This window comes from Chryseobacterium sp. (assembly GCF_019236175.1).
Taxonomy (GTDB): Bacteria; Bacteroidota; Bacteroidia; order Flavobacteriales; family Weeksellaceae; genus Chryseobacterium.
This window is the reverse complement of record NZ_JAFAJM010000009.1, coordinates 350634-368554: the sequence shown is the minus strand read 5'-3', so window position 1 is coordinate 368554 and position 17921 is coordinate 350634. Positions and strand designations below refer to the sequence as shown.

Genomic DNA, 17921 nt, shown 5'->3' with positions numbered 1-17921 from the left:
TTTATTTTAATGAATGATTATGATCTTATATCAAACAGATTCTGCGAACCCGGACTTTCAATACCTGATACAATTTCTTGATGCAGCTCTTGCTGTACATAACGGAGAAAAGAATGCTTTTTTTGAGCAGTTCAATACAATTGATATGATCAGATATTGTATCGTAGCTTATATTGATGAAGTTCCCGCAGCTTGTGGAGCATTCAAACCACTGACAGACGATACTGTTGAAATCAAAAGAATGTATACAGATCCGGCATTCAGAAAAAGAGGACTCGCTTCTGCTATTGTAAAAGAGCTTGAAAACTGGGCAAAGCAACAGGGATTTAAAAAAGCTGTTTTGGAAACCTCTCAGGAATTAACCCATGCTATTTCCGTCTATGAAAAAAGTGGTTTTTATCGGATTCCCAATTATGGACAATATAGAGGAGTAGAGACAAGTGTATGTTATGAAAAAGCACTATAAGTTTTGTTAATTTTTTGTGAATTTAATGATGAAAGTATCATTAATATTCTTATAATGTAAAATTCATTTTAAAAAAGTAAATAATTCTCAGTAAAGTGTTATATTGGTCTCAACCAAAATTATAACATATGAAAAAAAGTGTATTCCTGCTGGCAATTTTTTTTGCATTAAGCTCGTGTAATACGGAGGGTCTTCAAAACGAAAATCCGAAAACAGAAATGAGCCAAAAAGATCCTTTGACAGCCAAACAGATCAATGAAGGAATTAATACATCCATCAAAAGTACCGGTTCTTTCAACTGGAGTAAACAATCTGATCATTTCCTCTGGAGTGCTATTTTTCGTGGAAACAGAATGGCTTCCATCGGATTTGGCGAATCTAAAGATGATTTCGACAGAAGTAAATCGGCCAATAATAAAGATATGGAAGCAGAAATTTTATCCGTGCTCAAAAAATATGAAGGGAAAGATGAAAGAACCATACTTTTAGCTTCGGATAAATATCTTAATCAAATAGATGTTATCATTGAAAGCGAAGAAACAATCAATGCGCTTCGTCAGATGAAAACGCTCAGATATCTGGAGCCGGGAGATTATCATTATTTTGAAAATGAAAATAAATACAATACAGCAGCCCGATCATCAAGCAGCGGTTCGTCAGGTTGTGGATTTTCATCCACAACACTGGATGCAGCAGATTACACTTCAACGACTCCAAGCGCAAAAATTCCATGGGCATTTACAAAGCATAATATTCCTGATGCCTGGAACTATAGTACCGGTGCAGGAATTACAGTAGGTTTGGTAGATACAGGGGTTTCTCCTGATCAGACATTACTTGGAAATAGTTTTAATAACGGAGCTTCATCGGGCAGAACAATTACAAAATACGGGGTTTACAATGCTGATGGTGCTGCCGATCAGTGCGGGCACGGAACAAAGATGGCATCTGTAATGACGGCTCCGAGAAATAATGCAGGGCTTCCAGTAGGAGTCGCCTATAATGCTAATTTAATTGCTTACCGTGCCGCTGCCAATGTAGTACTGGATACATCCAGTGAGCAAACAGCCGTGAAAACAGCATTTACAGAATTAGGAAATAATACAGCCGTGAAAATTATTTCAATGTCAATGGGACATATTTTTTCAGTGGGAAAAATTGAAGATGGAGTAAAATATGCCTATTCTAAAGGGAAATTAATTTTCTGTGCCGGAGGAACATCTACCAGTTTTACTAGTTTTGTAGGGGTTATTTTCCCAGCCTGGATGCCGGAAACACAAGCCATAACAGGAGTAAAAGAAGGAACATCCAATCAGAAATGTGATGTATGCCACAAAGGAAGTGAAATAGATTTTACTTTTCAGATGGAAAGAGCATCAGGAAATACGGTCCCGGTGTTAAGTTACTATAACGGACAAGCTGATTATGTAGGCGGTTCTTCGGTGGCTACTGCTGCTACGGCAGGAATTGCGGCACTAGTATGGGCTAAAAATCCTTCATGGACAAGAGATCAGGTGCTTAATAAAATGAGACAGTCTGCTACTTATTATCCGACTGTGAATTCTGATTATGGCTACGGAAACATTAATGTTCTCAAAGCGGTTCAGTAAAAAAATATATAATAAAAAAGAATAGGTTATTTCCATAGCGAGATCACCTATTTTTTTATTACAGACACATTTATTTTTGCATTCGTGGCTGAAATTAAATTGTTTTATAAAAGACTTATCCGATTCTCACGCTGGTCATGCTTAATGAACCCCCGATAAGTTCATCATTAAACAACGCCAGTTCTTCAGACTGATCTTTCAGTCCTAAGGTATACATAAGCGGGAGATAATGATCAGGAGTAGGAACAGCATATTGCAGGGATGTTCCTTGTTTCTGGTAATCAATAATAGGCTGGAAATTACCGTCTACAAGCCAGTTGTTGGTTTTTTCACGGGCCTCTGCCGCCCAGTCCCATCCGGCTCCTACGGTATTGATATTTTTCCAGTCGATAAGACGAAGGTTGTGAACAATATTTCCGCTTCCGATGATCAGAATTCCTTTTTCACGAAGCCGATGGAGTTTTTTAGCCAGATCATAATGGTATTGCGGAGGCTTGGTATAATCTATACTTAGCTGTATAACCGGAATATCTGCTTCAGGATACATATGTTTAATGACAGACCATGCCCCATGGTCAAGTCCCCAGTTGTGATCTTCTTCAACCTCTGCAGGAAGTAGTAATTCCGCAGCTTCACGGGCAAGTTCAGGATTTCCCGGAGCAGGATACTGTACATCAAATAATTCTTTTGGAAAACCATAAAAATCATGAATCGTTTTAGGCATTTTCATAGCGGTAACAAAAGTTCCCGGTGTATACCAATGTGCCGAAATACACAGAATAGCATTGGGTTTCGGAATTTCTGTCGCTGCTTTCCGGAATCCCTGAACAAACTGATTTTCTTCAATAGCATTCATAGGAGAGCCGTGCCCCAGAAATAAAACAGGCATTCTTTGTGTACTTTGAAAGTTTTCACTGATATTTTGCAGATCGTGGAGATTCATAAATATGGAAGATTATGAAAAAATAAGAGGTTCAAGGCTTTTAGACAAATCCCTGAACCTCTTATATTGTATATTATTAATTATGCTTGTTTTACAAACTGTAATTCACCCGCAACTTTTACATCATCACTTACCATTACACCTCCTGCTTCAAGAGCTGCATTCCAGTTAAGTCCGAAGTCTTTTCTGCTGATTTTTCCTTCAAAAGAGAATCCTGCTTTTGTATTTCCCCATGGGTCTACATTGATTCCTCCGAAGTCTACGTCAAGATTTACAGGTTTTGTAATTCCATTGATAGTAAGGTTTCCAACTACAGAGTTATTTAATGCCTGAGATTCAAAAGTAATGGTCGGGTGTACTTCAGCATTGAAGAACTCTGCAGACTTTAAGTGGTTATCTCTGTCTGTGTTGTTGGTAAAAACAGAATCCGTCTGAATAGTAGCTGTAGTTTTTGCGTTTGCAAAAAATTCATCTTCAGAGTCTATTTCAGCAGTGAAAGTTCTGAAGCTTCCTTTTACGTTAGAGATCATCATGTGTTTTACTTTGAAAGTAATTTCACTATGCGTTGGGTCTAAAATCCATTTTGTTGCCATTGTATTTTGTATTTTTTGTTATTATTAATGATGCAAATTTAGAACAGGGAGCATATGCAAAACATTGATATAGGATAAGAAATGAAATAATAGTTGAAAAGTTTTGAAATTGTAATGATGAATTTCCGGTTTTTAATCCCTTTATTTTAATTTTTCATTTCCTTCTTTCTATCTGTAAAAATCTAGTATTAAGTTAAGAAATAATTTGAATCACTTCATTAATTCTATTTTACGAATGTTTTATTTTAACATTTCTTAACGGGGTGGTTTTTATTTCTTATTTTTGGTGGATTCAATTTTACGCAATGAAATTATATAAATTTTCTTTATTGATGCTGGTTTTGGGGAATACTGCATTTGCCCAGACACAGAAATTTACAATGGCGGAGGCTGTAAATGGGATGAGAACCAACCTTGCCGTGAAAAATATTTCCCAATTTTCATGGTCTGCAGACGGAAAATCATTTATCCAGTCCGTAAAAGGAGGATATCTGATGACAGATCTTAAAACGAATAAACAGGATACATTGGTATCTTTGACTCAACTGAACAGACAGTTTGCCAATAGCCCGCTCAAGGCTGTACCCACAATCAAGTTTGCAGGCAATTCAGGGTATTTCAATACAGAAGATAAAATGTTCTGGATTGAAAAGTCAGGTAATGACTGGAAAGTGAAAAGTCAGGCGACCATAGATCAAGATGCTGCCAATATTAAAATGTTTGGTGACGGCCAGACTTTCGCTTTTACAGCAAAGAATAACCTGTTCGTTAATAAGAACGGGAAAACCATTGCTGTAACGAATGAAGCTAATGAAAATATCATCAGTGGTCAGGCTGTTCACAGAAATGAATTCGGAATTGATACCGGAATTTTTCCTGCTCCCAATTCGGAAAGTCTGGCTTTCTACAAAATGGATCAGTCTATGGTTGCTGATTATCCGATTATTGACTGGTCTGTGACCCCGGCGGTGAATCACAATATCAAATATCCGATGGCAGGACAGGCTTCTCATCAGGTGACACTAGGAGTTTTCAATATCAAAACCCAGTCGACAACTTTCTTAAAAGTAGACGGCGAAAAAGATCAGTATCTGACCGCAGTTACATGGAGCCCGGATTCAAAATATATTTTTATAGCGGTTCTGAACAGAGGGCAGAACCATATGAAAATGAATCAGTATAATGCGGCTACCGGAGAATTGGTAAAAACTTTATTTGAAGAATCAGACTCAAAATATGTAGAACCCCAACATCCGCTTACCTTTTTCCCGAATTCGAATACAGATTTTATCTGGCAAAGCCAGAGAACCGGATATAACCACTTGTTTCACTATAATTTAGAAAAAGGGCTGGTTGCCCAAATTACAAAAGGAGATTGGCTGGTTACTGATATTCTAGGGTTTAATGAGAAGAAAAAAGAAATTTTCTTTACTTCAACAAAAGAAACTCCTCTGGAAAGACATTTATATAAAATCAACTGGACGAATTTCAAGATGCAAAGACTCGACACTGAGGCGGGAATGCATATCGGAACATTGAGTCATGACGGAAGCTATCTGTATGATGCGTATAGCAATGCCAATACTCCAAGAATAGGAAACATTATTAATACCTCAAGTTTAAAGTCTACTAATATCCTTACTTCTGAAAATACATTAAAAAATTATCAGAGACCGGAAATTAAAAATGTGGAATTAAAAGCTGATGATGGTACTCCTTTATATGGAAAAATTATTCTTCCGACGAATTTTGATCCGAATAAAAAATATCCTACCATTGTTTACCTGTACAATGGTCCCCATTTACAGCTAATTACGAATAGTTTCCCGGCTTCCGGAAATCTTTGGTATGAATATATGGCTCAGAATGGTTATATTATTTTCACGATGGACGGAAGAGGATCTTCTAACCGTGGAATGAAGTTCGAACAGGCTGTTTTCAGAAATCTCGGGACAACAGAAATGAATGATCAGATGAAAGGGGTGGATTATCTGAAATCCCTTCCATACGTAGATGGAGAGAAAATGGGAATTCATGGATGGAGCTTCGGTGGATTTATGACGACAAGTTTTATGCTTCGTAAGCCGGATGTATTTAAAGTAGGCGTTGCAGGAGGACCGGTTATCGACTGGAGTATGTATGAAATTATGTATGGTGAGCGATATATGGATACACCACAGGAAAATCCGCAGGGATATGCCACTGCTAATCTTTTAGACAAAGTTCAGAATCTGAAAGGAAAGTTATTAATGATCCATGGAGCGCAGGATGATGTTGTTGTCTGGCAGCATTCGATTAAATTCATCAAATCTGCTGTGGATAATGGTGTTCAGCTGGATTACTTTACTTATCCGGGCCATCCGCATAATGTGATCGGGAAGGACAGGGTTCATCTGATGCAGAAAATAACAGACTATTTTGATCTGTATCTTAAAAAATAAAATAAAAACTCCAGCCATTCCGGTTGGAGTTTTTATTTACAGTCAATTATGAAAGGCTTAAGATAGGTGGTGAAAACTCATCTCATCCGGTATCTTTCCGATCTTAACAAAGATCAATGCTTTTGGCTTTTTATTGAAGTAATTTTGTATAACTAAAATCAACAATATGGAATTAGGAATAGGAATGTTCGGTGATCTGGCTTTTGATCAGACAACCGGGAAATATAGAGATGCAGGAACTAAAATTCACGAAATATTAGAGCAGGTAAAACTGATGGATGAGACTGGGCTGGATGTCTTTGCAATGGGAGAGCATCACCGCCCGGATTATGCCGTTTCATCACCGGAAATGGTATTGGCAGCAGCAGCAAGTATGACCAAAAATATAAAACTGGCCAGTGGAGTTACGGTGTTGAGTTCTTCGGAACCGGTAAAAGTGTATGAAGATTTTTCGACACTGGATCTGATTTCAAACGGAAGAGCTGAAATATTTGTCGGCCGCGGTAGTTTCATTGAATCATTTCCCTTATACGGGTATTCTCTGAATGATTACGAGGAGCTCTTTGATGAAAAACTGGAGTTATTATTAAAGATTAATTCTGAAGAAAATGTTACATGGTCCGGAAAACTTAGGGCTCCGATGCAGAATCAGACGGTTTATCCAAGAGCAAAAAATGAAGGAAAGCTTTCGATATGGAGAGCTGTAGGAGGAACACCCCAATCCGTACTAAGTGCCGCTCAGCTGGGAATGCCTTTAGTCGTAGCCATTATTGGAGGAATGCCTGTCCAGTTTAAGAACCTGATTGAGTTCTATAAACAGGAATATCAAAAAGCGGGGCATGATGTTTCCAAAATGCAGATAGCAATTCATTCACATACATTTGTGAGTGAGGATCAAAGTGTGACCGACGGCTATTTTCATACATATAAAGCTCAGATGGATAGAATAGGAGCATCAAGAGGATGGGCACCTTACACTAAAATGCAGTATGAAGGAGGTAGGAGTAAAGACGGCGCCTTATTTATCGGGAGTCCGGCAGAAGTCGCAGATAAAATTGCTTATATGAAAGAACTTTTCGGGATCACAAGATTCATCGGGCATATGGATGTCGGAGATCCGGCTCATGATCTGATGATGAAGTCTATTGAGTTATTCGGTAAAGATGTAAAGCCTCTCATTAAGAATGTATAAAGAATAATCGCCGCTGAGATTTTCAACGGCGATTTTTTATTGTACTTTACTTTTATAAAAAAAATCTTCTGATAATAAACATTGGTAATTTGAATGAGAAATGAAAGTACAAATGTTTAAAAACTATTTTATCCAAGTGTTTTTTTTAACTATTCAGTGCGCTTTCATACCTTTGCCGTGAGTTTTATGGAGAACAAGATCAATTGTATTGATTAAATATATCAAATCAATACTTTAGAGATATCACTCAATATGCTGTTGTGTATATTTTATTTCACTTTTATAGACTTGTTAATTTATATCAGCAGTAAAAAAATTATTTGATTTTATGAGGATAGTTTATTCTTATAAGATCTAAAGATAAAAAAGTACCAATGTGGAATTAGGAATAGGTATGTTTGGGGACCTGGCTTTTGATCAGGCAACCGGTAAATATAGAGATGCAGGAACTAGAATCTACGAAATACTGGAACAGGTAAAATTAATGGATGAGGTGGGAATTGATGTTTTCGCAATGGGGGAACATCATCGTGAGGATTACGCTGTTTCATCTCCTGAAATGATTTTGGCCGCAGCAGCCGGTGTAACAAAAAATATAAGATTAGCGAGTGGAGTTACTGTATTAAGCTCTTCAGAACCTGTAAAAGTCTACGAAGATTTTTCAACACTGGATCTGATTTCTAACGGACGGGCTGAAGTATTTGTAGGGCGTGGGAGTTTTGTCGAATCATTTCCACTATATGGATATTCTCTGGATGATTATAAAGAGCTTTTTGATGAAAAACTGGAGTTATTATTAAAGATTAATTCGCAAGAAAATGTAAGCTGGTCAGGAAAACTTAGAGCACCCATGGAAAACCAAACCGTTTATCCGAGAGCAAAAAATAATGGAAAACTTTCCATTTGGAGAGCTGTTGGAGGAACGGAGCAGTCTTTTTTAGATGCTGCCCAATTGGGAATGCCTTTAGTAGTGGCTATCATTGGTGGTATGCATAGTCATTTTAAAAATCTGATTGAACTTTACAAACAGGAATATCAGAAAGCAGGACATGATGTTACAAATAGGCAGGTTGCGGTCAGCTCACATACTTTTGTCAGTAATGATCAGAATGTGATCAATCAGTATTTTCACAAATATAAATCACGTATGGACAGGATTAGGATTCCTAAAGGCTGCGATCCTTACACCAGAATGCAGTATGAAAAGGAAAGAGGAAAGGATGGTGCCTTATTTATTGGCAGTTCAGCGGAAGTGGCTGATAAAATTGCCTATATGAAAGAGCAGTTTGGGATTACAAGGTTTACAGGGCAGATGGATGTAGGAGATCCCGGACATGATTTGATGATGAAATCTATTGAGTTATTCGGGAAAGAAGTGAAGCCCCGTATTCAAAATCTATAAAATAAAACCGCCGGTGAAATTTTCAATGGCGGTTTTTATATTATAAAACTGAATTTTAGCTCTTAAATAATCTCAATCAGGCTTCCTCTTTCTTCATCTTTAATAATATTGAGTGCAGTCGGAATTTTTTCTTTAAGTTCTTCCACATGTGAAATTACTCCTACAATCCTGTTTTCTTTCATCAGATTGGTTAAAGTTTCAAATACAATATTGACAGATTCTGTATCCTGAGTTCCAAAACCTTCGTCAATAAAGAAAAAGTTTTTGTCAGCCTGTGCATTAGCCTGAACACTTTCGGCCAAAGCCAGAGCAAGGCTTAAAGATACCTGAAAAGCCTGTCCTCCCGAAAGTGTTTTTACACTTCTGTTTCGTCCTTCGTTGAGGTAATCAATAATTTCAAATTCATTATTTTCATTAAGCTGCAGGCTCAGCTGATTTCTGGTCATTCTGTGGAAGCGTACATTGGCATGGTCGCATAATTGTCTCAGATAAATAGAGGATACATACTGTACGAAACCTGCCCCTTTGAATAGATTCATCATCAGTTTGAGATTGTCAGAACGTTTTTGAAGAGCTGTAAGCTGTTTAAGAAGCTCTCTTTTTTTATGAAACTCTTTCTCCAATCGTTCTATTTCAGCATTCATTTTAACAACAGAATCATTGATTTGTTTCAATTCAAGCTGAGTTTCGCTGAATCGCTTTTCGGTTAAAGAGAATTGTTCGTCATCGAATGAAAGATCTTTAAGCTTTAGCTCCATTCCTTCAATAACTTTTTTTAAGGTCTCAAAATCAATTTTGAATTGTTGAATTTGGATTCTGGTATTCTCAATATTGATTTGCTGAAGCAGAATGTTTTCGATTTCTTTAAAATCTGTGAAATGCTGTTCAGTTAATGCTTTGTGAATGGTTGCCTTATTATCTGAAATCTTTTTTTCCAATTCTGAAATTTGTTTTTCAGCCTGACCGACAATGGCTTTTTGTTCCGCCAGTTTTGGAGCCAGAATTTTTTCCTGTTGAGAGGCCTTCTGATAATTATGTTCCGTTTCAGTATTGAGTTGTACCAGTTTTTGATACGCTTCTTCAATTGCAGAGACGTTCTCCTGTTCATAATCATTCCAGCTTAGAATTTTAAGATTAGAACGGTTCATATTAATCTGTTCCTGCTTTGTAGCCTCTTCTAGTTTAAAAGTTTCAAGCGCTGTTTTATACTTTTCTGAAAGTTTAGCTTCTTTATCTAATGCTTCGCGCTCTGAAGTAATATTCTGTTCGATTTCTTCAATCTTTTTGTCTAAAGCAAAAGAATCCGCTCTTTTTTTCTCGAATTCATCTTCACGGTCAGGGCTGAATTGTTTCCATATAAATTGCTGAATATGATGTTCAGTCTCTTTCCGGATTTGATGTAACGATTTTTGCTCTGTAATAAACTGCTCTTCAAATATTTTTTTTCTGTCCAGAATTTTTTCAATTTCAGCTTCCTGCTTTTGAATTTTTAGCACTTCCTGTTCTGTTGCAGAGATCTTTCCCTGAAGTTCCTGAAGTTCCGTATGTACATCCTGAAACTCTACAATATGAGGATGTTCCTTAGATCCGCAAAGCGGGCAGTTTTCTCCATCGTGAAGGGCGCTGGCAAAATGAGAAAGTTCTTTCTGGACTTTTAAATGATCCAGCTTTTGTGAATATTCTTTTTTCCTGGTTTCCAGAATTTCCCGTTCATCTTTGAAGTCTTCCTTAAAGCTGTCTTTAAAGTTAAATAGCTTTAGCTCTTCGGAAACGAAATCAATCTGTTGATGTATTTTTTTATTTTTTTCAGCTTGTTCCTGCTCTGATTTTTTTAAATTTTTATGTTGAATAAACCAATGGCCGACATAGGTAAGTAAAGTCACATCGATTTTCTGTTCTTTTAAAACTTCAATGCTTTTAGATAATTCAATGATTTTTTTCTGGGTAATTTCCCTGGCGGTTTCAACCTCAATTACTTTTTCAGAACCTTTTTGAGTCCTTTCTTTAAGAATTTTGATCTCATCAGAAGATTTGAGAATTTGTACAATAAGGCTCAGATCATTTTCCCGTATTCTGGATTGGTCTAATGCTTTAAACTGCGGCTCAAGAACAGAAAGCTGTTCCTTGATGATATGGAAACTTTTCTCAGTTTCCCGTAAATTTTTATTTTGGCTTTCCTTTTCAATCTGTTTATCCGCGATCTCTTTAGAAAGCTTATTTTTTTCAATAATCAAAGGATTGAAAACTCTGTAAATACGATCATAGAGTTCCGTTTGTATCTCCAAAGCATCCATCCGGGACTTTTGTTCGGATAGTTTACTGAAGCTTTCCCTGTTTTGTTTTAAACTTTCAAAATCAGTTTTTAGATTTTTCAGTTGTTGATAAGTATGAGAAATCTGTTCAAACTTTTCATTGGCCTGAACCAGCTTTTTTTGTTCTTCCGCTAAAAGTTCTTTTTCTTGCTGAATCTTTTCCCCATTAACCTCTTCAAAACCCTTCAGCTGACCTTCCAGCTGATCGAGCTCCGACCTGTTTTTTGTATTAAGTGCGGAAACATTGTTTTGAAGATCAAACTTTTGAAGATGAAAGATTTCTTTCATCATATTTGTTCTTTCCGCGGCACCCAATTCAAGAAATTCTTTGAACTGTCCCTGCGGAATGATGATGGTTCTTTTGAAGTTGGAATAGCTTAAACCGATAATGTTTTCCGCGTTCGAATGCTCCAGAGGAACCCATTTGCCATTTATATGCTCATAAAAAGTAACGGGATTGGGCTTTACTTCCTCAAATTTTTTTGAATTTCTTTTAAAATCACGGGAAGCACGGAAAAGTTTATTCTCATAATTCACAAAATCAAACGCTATATAAGAGCTGTTTGACTTCAGATTCATCATATTATAAGCTCTTTTATCACGCAGATTCAGACGTTCCGTTTCGCCATATAATGCAAAAGAAATAGCCTCAAGTACAGATGATTTTCCGGAGCCTACCGCCCCGAAAATACCAAATAATCCGGCTTCGGTGAGACTTCTGAAATCAATAGTCTGGCGTTCCTGGTAAGAATACAGCCCTTCAATGGTTAGTTGGATAGGAATCATAGCTTAGGTATTTAATATTTCATTAAATAAATTGATCAGTTCTTCATTGGCTTCCTGGCCTCCGTTTTTAGATTTGAAATAATCTTTAAATAATACTCCTATATCCTGATTTAGATTTATTTCATGCTCCTTTTGATCAGTTGTTACCTGGCTTTTTACTTTTGGAATAAGATGTACAATTCCGTTATGGGTTTGATGGATCCGCTTTCTTTCATCGGCAGTTAAAAAAGTTTCACTTTCGAGAGTCAGTTCAATAAATGTATTTTGATTTTCTTTAAGCCACCAAATAGTGTCTTCTACGGATGTGAAGGTCTTTCGTACAAGACTTCTCCCGCTTTTCAAAATTTTCTTTTCAAAACTGACGGGTTTTCCGGGTTCGGCATTAATAATCGAGACATATTTTTTCTGCCCTGCTTCACTAAAGCTGTAACATAAAGGAGATGATGAATAAATAACGGGTTTTTCTGCCGTTCCGATATTTTGAAAAGCATGCAGATGGCCTAAGGCTGTATATTGAATCTGATCAGGAATAATATCTGAATAAATAAGATCTGCATTTCCGATTTTGATAGGCTTTTCCCCTTCAGGTTCTTCCAGAATTTCGGCGTCTTTTTTATTCATATACAAATGAGCAGTCAGGAGATTGACTCCCGATTCATCACAGAACTCATCAGCAAGTTTTTTCCAGGTTTCTGACAGTACCTTGTTGATCTCCTCTTCTTTATTTTCCCCAAAATATTCCTTTAAACGGATTTCATTGGCAAAAGGCATATGGAGAACCCTTACCGGAAAGCCGAGATGCTGAATACTTAATTCAATAAATCCCGGTCTGGATTCTGAGATTTTAAAATAATCTGTATCAAAAGGAAGAACTTCAGCTTTCGGATGCCCTATTAAAATAATCCCGCATTCCCTTGCTAAAGGATCCGGTGCGCTGATAAGGCTGGGAGAATCATGATTCCCCGAAATAGCTATGACAGGGCGCTTTCCGTTTTGAGATAAACGCTTCAGTGTTTTATAAAAAAGTTCAATAGCATCTACACCCGGATTAAAACTATCAAAAAGATCACCGGCAACGAGAACAAGATCTACTTTCTCTTCATCAGCTATTCCTATAATTTCCTCCATAACCGGTATTTGCTCTTCCAGTCGGGAAAAGCGATCCAGTCGTTTGCCTAAATGCCAGTCGGCCGTATGCAGAATTTTCATACTGTAAAGGTAAGGAACAAAAAGACAAAGGTTCAAATATATAGATGATGAAGTGTACTATCGGATTTTTTCCGATAAAACATGGGCGGCAAAAACTGAAAATTTCAGATTATCAACAGGAAAAGAATAAGAGAACAGAATTACTCGGATCATTTATTCAAAATAATCCTGTTGGTAACCAAAATGATTTTATAGTTCATTATCGATTTCTCTGGCTTTAAAATCTTCCCGGATTTGTTTTAACCGTGCTTTCCTTTCTGCTTCTGCATTTTGTACTTTACGTTTTTTCTGATCAATTTTCTTTTTGTTTTTTTTCCTGTTTGCTTCGTTGTTTTTGCTCATATGATGTGTTGCAAAATATTTTTTATGGGTAAAAAATAGCTTTATCAAAAATACTAAAGATTAAGACTGTAAACAATTTTAGTCGCTAAGTCTGATAAAATGTTTTAATTTTACTGTGTTATGGAAGAAAAATCAAAAGATCCTTTACACGGGAAAAGACTTGATGCCATCCTGGAAGAACTGGTAGAATACTACGAAGGTTTCGGAAAACTGGGTGAGCAGATTAATATAAAATGTTTTACAGATAACCCAAGTATCAGTTCTTCTCTGAAGTTTTTGAGAAAAACACCATGGGCAAGAACCAAAGTAGAGAGTTTGTATCTTTTTGTCCTGAGACAAAAGAAACGCGATGAAAAGACAGGAAAGTAAAACAGGATGAGGTTTTAAGATTCTTTCCTCTGAAACAATCATTTCAAAAAACAGTATATTTGTATCATTAATCGTGAAAAGACTCACGAAAAAAAAGAAAAATATGACAATTGAAAACAATCACGTTGTAGCTGTAAAATACATCCTACACACAATAGAAGCAGATGGAAGTAAGGTTCTTGTAGAAGAAACAACAGCAGAAAATCCACTTACATTTTTGTACGGTGTAGGAATGATGATTCCAAAGTTTGAACAAAATATCTTAGGTTTAAAAGCTGGTGATAAAGCGGCTTTTACTATTCAGCCTGAAGAAGCTTACGGGGAAAGACAGCCGGATGCTATTGCACAGCTACCTATCGATATGTTTAAAGAATCAGGAGTGCCTCCAATTGGAGCAATCTTACCTTTGTCTGATAATCAGGGAAATAATTTTCAGGCATTCGTAGTAGAAGTAACACCGGAAGTTGTTGTAGCAGACCTAAACCACCCAATGGCGGGTAAAGTTTTAGATTTCCAGGTGGAAGTTCTGAATACACGTCCTGCAACAGAAGAGGAATTGGCACATGGTCATGCTCATGGAATTGACGGAACAGACGCTCACTAAAAATTATATAAATGTCCGGTTTTTCGGACATTTTTTTGCTCAATAGAAACGGGTTTTAGCCCGTTTAAAAACGGAAAAAAATTCCATTGGCTTTAGCCCAAAACATACAAAAGACGCTTTCTTCAGAATAGCGTCTTTTATTGTTAATATTTTCCTGTTAGAGGGGAAATCTTTTATTGATAGTTTATCCCGCAATTTTAGTCTGCATTATATTCTGTGACATCAATGAAAGTAAGGAGCCACTTACCTCCGATTTTAGTCATCACAAATCTGAACCCGTTGATGGGAGCTTTTTCTTTGCTGTTTTCAGCAAGTGTTACGAAAACCACATTGTTGGAATCTGAATTGATTTTAAAGACAGGCTGATCTTTTAAAGACTCTCTATCTAAAAAATGATTGACGTAATCATTAACAGCGTTAGAGTTAAACTGAACAAATAAACCTTCTTTTATCCATCTTTTATTTTTTGTATCATATCCACCGTTGGCATCACCAAATTGTATTGGAAACTGGTTTCTGATATTCCATGTTTTTTGAATATATCCCAGTGGCATACTGAAATCAATATCTTCATTTAAAACGAATCCTAGATCTCCGCCACTTTTAAAAAGGACACCCACTCCATAGGTCTGGTCTACATATTTATTGATCATCTCACCGTCTTTAGTCTGAAAACCTTTTAAGATATCAGTGACAGCCGCTGAAACCTCATTTTTGTCTCTTTCGGTCTGTGCTTTGAAAAAACTGAGACTGCATACCATAAACAGGCATGTGTAAATAAAATTTTTCTTCATAGTATCTATTCATCTAAAAATTCCCCTGAAACATAATACCAGCGTTCATGCATTTTCTGGAACACTGAAAACTCGTGGTGAATTTGCGGATGAGCGTCCTGATCAGTATAATAAGCTTTAAACTCTACATGATTAAGAGCAGGAGTCTGTATAATTTCGAGCCTGGTCCATTCATTGATTTCCCCCCATTCCTGAAGATCCCGTTTATTATGATATTTCCGTTTTCCGGGAAGGGTAGTTTCCATTAAATAGTCACCGTTGGGAATGGCAAAAGCTGAAAACCTGGAACGCATCAATGCTTCGGCAGTAGGCGCATGTTTTTCTCCGGTATGATAAGGCTTACAACATTCTTCGTAAGATTTTCCTGAACAGCAGGGACAATTCATATATTGACTGGTATTAAAAATTCTAAGCTGCAAAAATAAGGAATATCAGGATAAACAGATCTGCTTTTTTACTCTTCTGATAATCGTACTGGCGGAAAATAAAAGAAGCAATCTGTAAAGACTGCTTCTGTATCTATTATTTAATAAAACCTCTGTTTCTTAACAATGGCTTGATATCCGGATCATGTCCTGTGAAATCTCTGAATGCCTGGTTCAGGTCTACAGAATTTCCTACAGACAGAATATATTTTCTGAAACGGTCACCATTTTCTTGGGTAAGTCCTCCGTTTTTACTGATCCATTCCCATGCATCATTATCCAGTGTTTCTGACCATAAGTAGGCATAATACCCTGCTGAATATCCGCCGCCCCAGATATGAGCAAAATAAGGCGTGTGGTATCTTGGAGGTACTGTTGCCAGGTTAAACCCATGACTGGCTAAAGATTGCTTTTCAAAATCCAGAACAGGAATAAACTGATTTTCGTTGTTTACTGTATGCCAGTCCATATCCAATTCAGCAGCAGAAACCAGTTCGGTAGTCATATATCCCTGATTGAAAGTCGACGCTTTTTTGATTTTTTCTACCAGGGTTTGAGGAATAGGCTGTTTGGTTTGATAATGCACCGCATAATTCTTCAGAACAATAGGATCTAAAGCCCAATGCTCATTAATTTGTGAAGGAAATTCTACAAAGTCTCTCGGAACATTTGTTCCTGACAGAGATGGATATTTCTGGCTGGCAAACATTCCGTGGATAGAGTGACCAAATTCATGGAAGATCGTAGAAACATCATCAAAGCTGATTAATGAAGGTTTTCCCGGAGCAGGCTTCTGATAATTGTAGCAGTTTACAATAACTGGTTTTGTGCCCATTAAATATGATTGTTCAACGAAGTTGCTCATCCAGGCTCCTCCGTTTTTAGAATCTCTTGTGTAAAAGTCCAGATAATAAATAGCGATAGATTTTCCATCATGATCAAAAACTTCATAAGTAACAACATCAGGATGGTAAACCGGAAGATCTGTTCTTTTTTTGAAAGTAAGTCCGTAGAATTTTTCAGCAGCGAAGAATACTCCTTTTTCAAGGACTGTTGTAATTTCAAAATATGGCTTTATTTCACTTTCATCAAGATCGAATTTAGCTTTTCTGACCTGTTCAGCATAGAAGTTCCAGTCCCATGGTTCTACCTTGAACCCACCTTTTTGCTGATCAATAAGATCCTGAATATCTTTTGCTTCCCTTGCGGCTGTTTCTACTGCAGGAGTAGCAATCTGATTCATGAGTTTAGTTGCTGCTTCCGGAGTTTTTGCCATCTGATCCTGAAGCTTCCATTCTGCAAAATTCTTTTTACCCAGGATTTGTGCTTTTTTAAGTCTCAGTTTAGCCAGTTTTTCAATAGTTTCCCGGGTATCATTAGCATCTCCTTTTTCTGCTCTCGACCACGAAGCTTTGAATAATTTTTCTCTTGTGGCTCTGTTTTTTAAATTTTGTAAAAGAGGCTGTTGTGTTGTATTTTGTAAAGCCAGAAGATATTTTCCGGGTTGTCCGGCTGTTTTAGCATCGGCAGCAGCAGCAGCGATTTCATCGGCAGAAAGTCCGTCCAGTTCTTTAGCATCAGAAAAAAATACCCCGCCTTGTTTTCTCGCTTCCAGTAATTTATTGGAATATTGAGTAGAAAGTGAAGCCAGTTCCTGGTTAATCTGCTTTAATTTTTCTTTGTCAGCTGCAGAAAGATTAGCTCCTGCAATTTCAAAATTTTGTTTATAAAACTGTACCAGTCTTTTGCTTTCAGGATCAAGTCCGTCTTCTTTAATAGACTTTATTCTGTTATACAGGTTTTCATTCAGATACATTTTATCGGAATGTGCTGCAAAAATAGGAGCATATTCTTCATCCAATGCCTGTAATGTAGGATTGGTATTTGCACTTGTTAAGTTAGAAAAAACAATTTGTGCTCTTCTTAATACTTCACCGCTTTTTTCAAGGGCTACGATTGTATTCTCGAAAGTAGGGGCTGCCGGATTGTTGGCAATTTTGATAATTTCGGCTTCATGTTGTTTTAATCCGAAATCAAAAGCAGGTTTAAAATGCTCATTTTTAATTTTGTCAAATTCCGGAGCTTCATATTGAAGCTTACTTTTCTTCATGAAAGGATTTGAAGATAAAGATGGATCAGGGGCAGGAAGTTCCTGTTGAATATCGGTTTTTTTCATTGTAGTACAAGATTGATTGAACGCCAAAGCAGAAATTAATAATACCGATGAAATATTCTTCATAAAATAGTTGTTATTAAAGTATAAAGATATTAAAAACTTGTATCATGAGATGTATTTATGAAATAAGAAATGGAACTTCCGATTAAATACAATAGAAGATTGTAATGAATAAGAGCGTATTTCTTAAAAGCAGAAGAGGCCGCTTCCTGGTATTTTTTAGAGAAATGTAATATTTTTCCTAATTTAGTTGTCAT

At 36.8% G+C, this 17921-nt stretch carries 15 protein-coding genes; 7 read left to right on the top strand and 8 right to left on the bottom strand.

Annotated elements, in window-relative coordinates; genetic code table 11:
• Positions 1–19 precede the first annotated feature (19 nt).
• Together JO178_RS09235 and JO178_RS09230 are read left to right on the top strand one after the other, a co-directional pair.
• Positions 20–466, top strand: a complete 447-nt coding sequence (locus JO178_RS09235; protein ID WP_291934584.1) for a GNAT family N-acetyltransferase — start codon at positions 20–22, stop codon at positions 464–466.
• A gap of 128 nt (positions 467–594) precedes the next feature.
• Positions 595–2076 (top strand): S8 family serine peptidase, encoded by a 1482-nt coding sequence (locus JO178_RS09230; protein ID WP_291934583.1) that lies wholly within the window; start codon positions 595–597, stop codon positions 2074–2076.
• Between the two features lie 115 nt (positions 2077–2191).
• On the opposite strand, the gene ygiD is transcribed toward JO178_RS09230, so the two are convergent.
• Both ygiD and JO178_RS09220 read right to left on the bottom strand, forming a co-directional pair.
• Positions 2192–3019 carry a 4,5-DOPA dioxygenase extradiol gene (gene ygiD / locus JO178_RS09225; RefSeq protein WP_291934581.1) on the bottom strand — a complete coding sequence of 276 codons (828 nt, stop codon included), beginning with the start codon at positions 3017–3019 and terminating at the stop codon, positions 2192–2194.
• 80 nt (positions 3020–3099) lie between these two features.
• Positions 3100–3612, bottom strand: a complete 513-nt coding sequence (locus JO178_RS09220; protein WP_291934579.1) for a YceI family protein — start codon at positions 3610–3612, stop codon at positions 3100–3102.
• 305 nt (positions 3613–3917) lie between these two features.
• Between JO178_RS09220 and JO178_RS09215 the strand changes: the two genes are divergently transcribed.
• The 3 genes from JO178_RS09215 to JO178_RS09205 all read left to right on the top strand — a co-directional run bounded on the left by JO178_RS09215 (position 3918) and on the right by JO178_RS09205 (position 8647).
• Positions 3918–6053 carry a DPP IV N-terminal domain-containing protein gene (locus tag JO178_RS09215; RefSeq protein ID WP_291934577.1) on the top strand — a complete coding sequence of 712 codons (2136 nt, stop codon included), beginning with the start codon at positions 3918–3920 and terminating at the stop codon, positions 6051–6053.
• A gap of 166 nt (positions 6054–6219) precedes the next feature.
• Positions 6220–7245, top strand: coding sequence for an LLM class flavin-dependent oxidoreductase (locus tag JO178_RS09210; protein WP_291934575.1), 1026 nt, complete (start codon positions 6220–6222; stop codon positions 7243–7245).
• A gap of 376 nt (positions 7246–7621) precedes the next feature.
• Positions 7622–8647 carry an LLM class flavin-dependent oxidoreductase gene (locus JO178_RS09205; RefSeq protein ID WP_291934574.1) on the top strand — a complete coding sequence of 342 codons (1026 nt, stop codon included), beginning with the start codon at positions 7622–7624 and terminating at the stop codon, positions 8645–8647.
• Positions 8648–8709: 62 nt separating this feature from the next.
• Here JO178_RS09205 and JO178_RS09200 read toward each other — a convergent pair whose 3' ends face one another.
• From JO178_RS09200 to JO178_RS09190, 3 genes are all read right to left on the bottom strand, one after another.
• On the bottom strand, positions 8710–11745 hold the full coding sequence (locus JO178_RS09200) for an SMC family ATPase (RefSeq protein ID WP_291934572.1): 3036 nt from the start codon (positions 11743–11745) through the stop codon (positions 8710–8712).
• A 3-nt stretch (positions 11746–11748) separates the two neighbouring features.
• A complete protein-coding gene (locus tag JO178_RS09195; RefSeq protein ID WP_291934570.1) occupies positions 11749–12954 on the bottom strand; it encodes an exonuclease SbcCD subunit D in 1206 nt (401 codons plus the stop codon).
• Positions 12955–13143: 189 nt separating this feature from the next.
• Positions 13144–13296, bottom strand: coding sequence for a hypothetical protein (locus tag JO178_RS09190; protein WP_291934568.1), 153 nt, complete (start codon positions 13294–13296; stop codon positions 13144–13146).
• A gap of 120 nt (positions 13297–13416) precedes the next feature.
• Here JO178_RS09190 and JO178_RS09185 point away from each other — a divergent pair, with 120 nt between their 5' ends.
• Together JO178_RS09185 and JO178_RS09180 are read left to right on the top strand one after the other, a co-directional pair.
• Positions 13417–13665, top strand: a complete 249-nt coding sequence (locus JO178_RS09185) for a VF530 family protein (protein WP_291934566.1) — start codon at positions 13417–13419, stop codon at positions 13663–13665.
• Between the two features lie 103 nt (positions 13666–13768).
• Positions 13769–14269 (top strand): FKBP-type peptidyl-prolyl cis-trans isomerase, encoded by a 501-nt coding sequence (locus JO178_RS09180; protein WP_291934564.1) that lies wholly within the window; start codon positions 13769–13771, stop codon positions 14267–14269.
• A gap of 197 nt (positions 14270–14466) precedes the next feature.
• Here the strand turns inward: JO178_RS09180 and JO178_RS09175 are convergent, their stop codons facing one another.
• From JO178_RS09175 to JO178_RS09165, 3 genes are all read right to left on the bottom strand, one after another.
• Positions 14467–15063, bottom strand: coding sequence for a hypothetical protein (locus JO178_RS09175; protein WP_291934561.1), 597 nt, complete (start codon positions 15061–15063; stop codon positions 14467–14469).
• A gap of 5 nt (positions 15064–15068) precedes the next feature.
• Positions 15069–15449 carry a YchJ family protein gene (locus JO178_RS09170; RefSeq protein WP_291934558.1) on the bottom strand — a complete coding sequence of 127 codons (381 nt, stop codon included), beginning with the start codon at positions 15447–15449 and terminating at the stop codon, positions 15069–15071.
• Between the two features lie 136 nt (positions 15450–15585).
• On the bottom strand, positions 15586–17727 hold the full coding sequence (locus tag JO178_RS09165; protein ID WP_291934556.1) for a M3 family metallopeptidase: 2142 nt from the start codon (positions 17725–17727) through the stop codon (positions 15586–15588).
• Positions 17728–17921 lie beyond the last annotated feature (194 nt).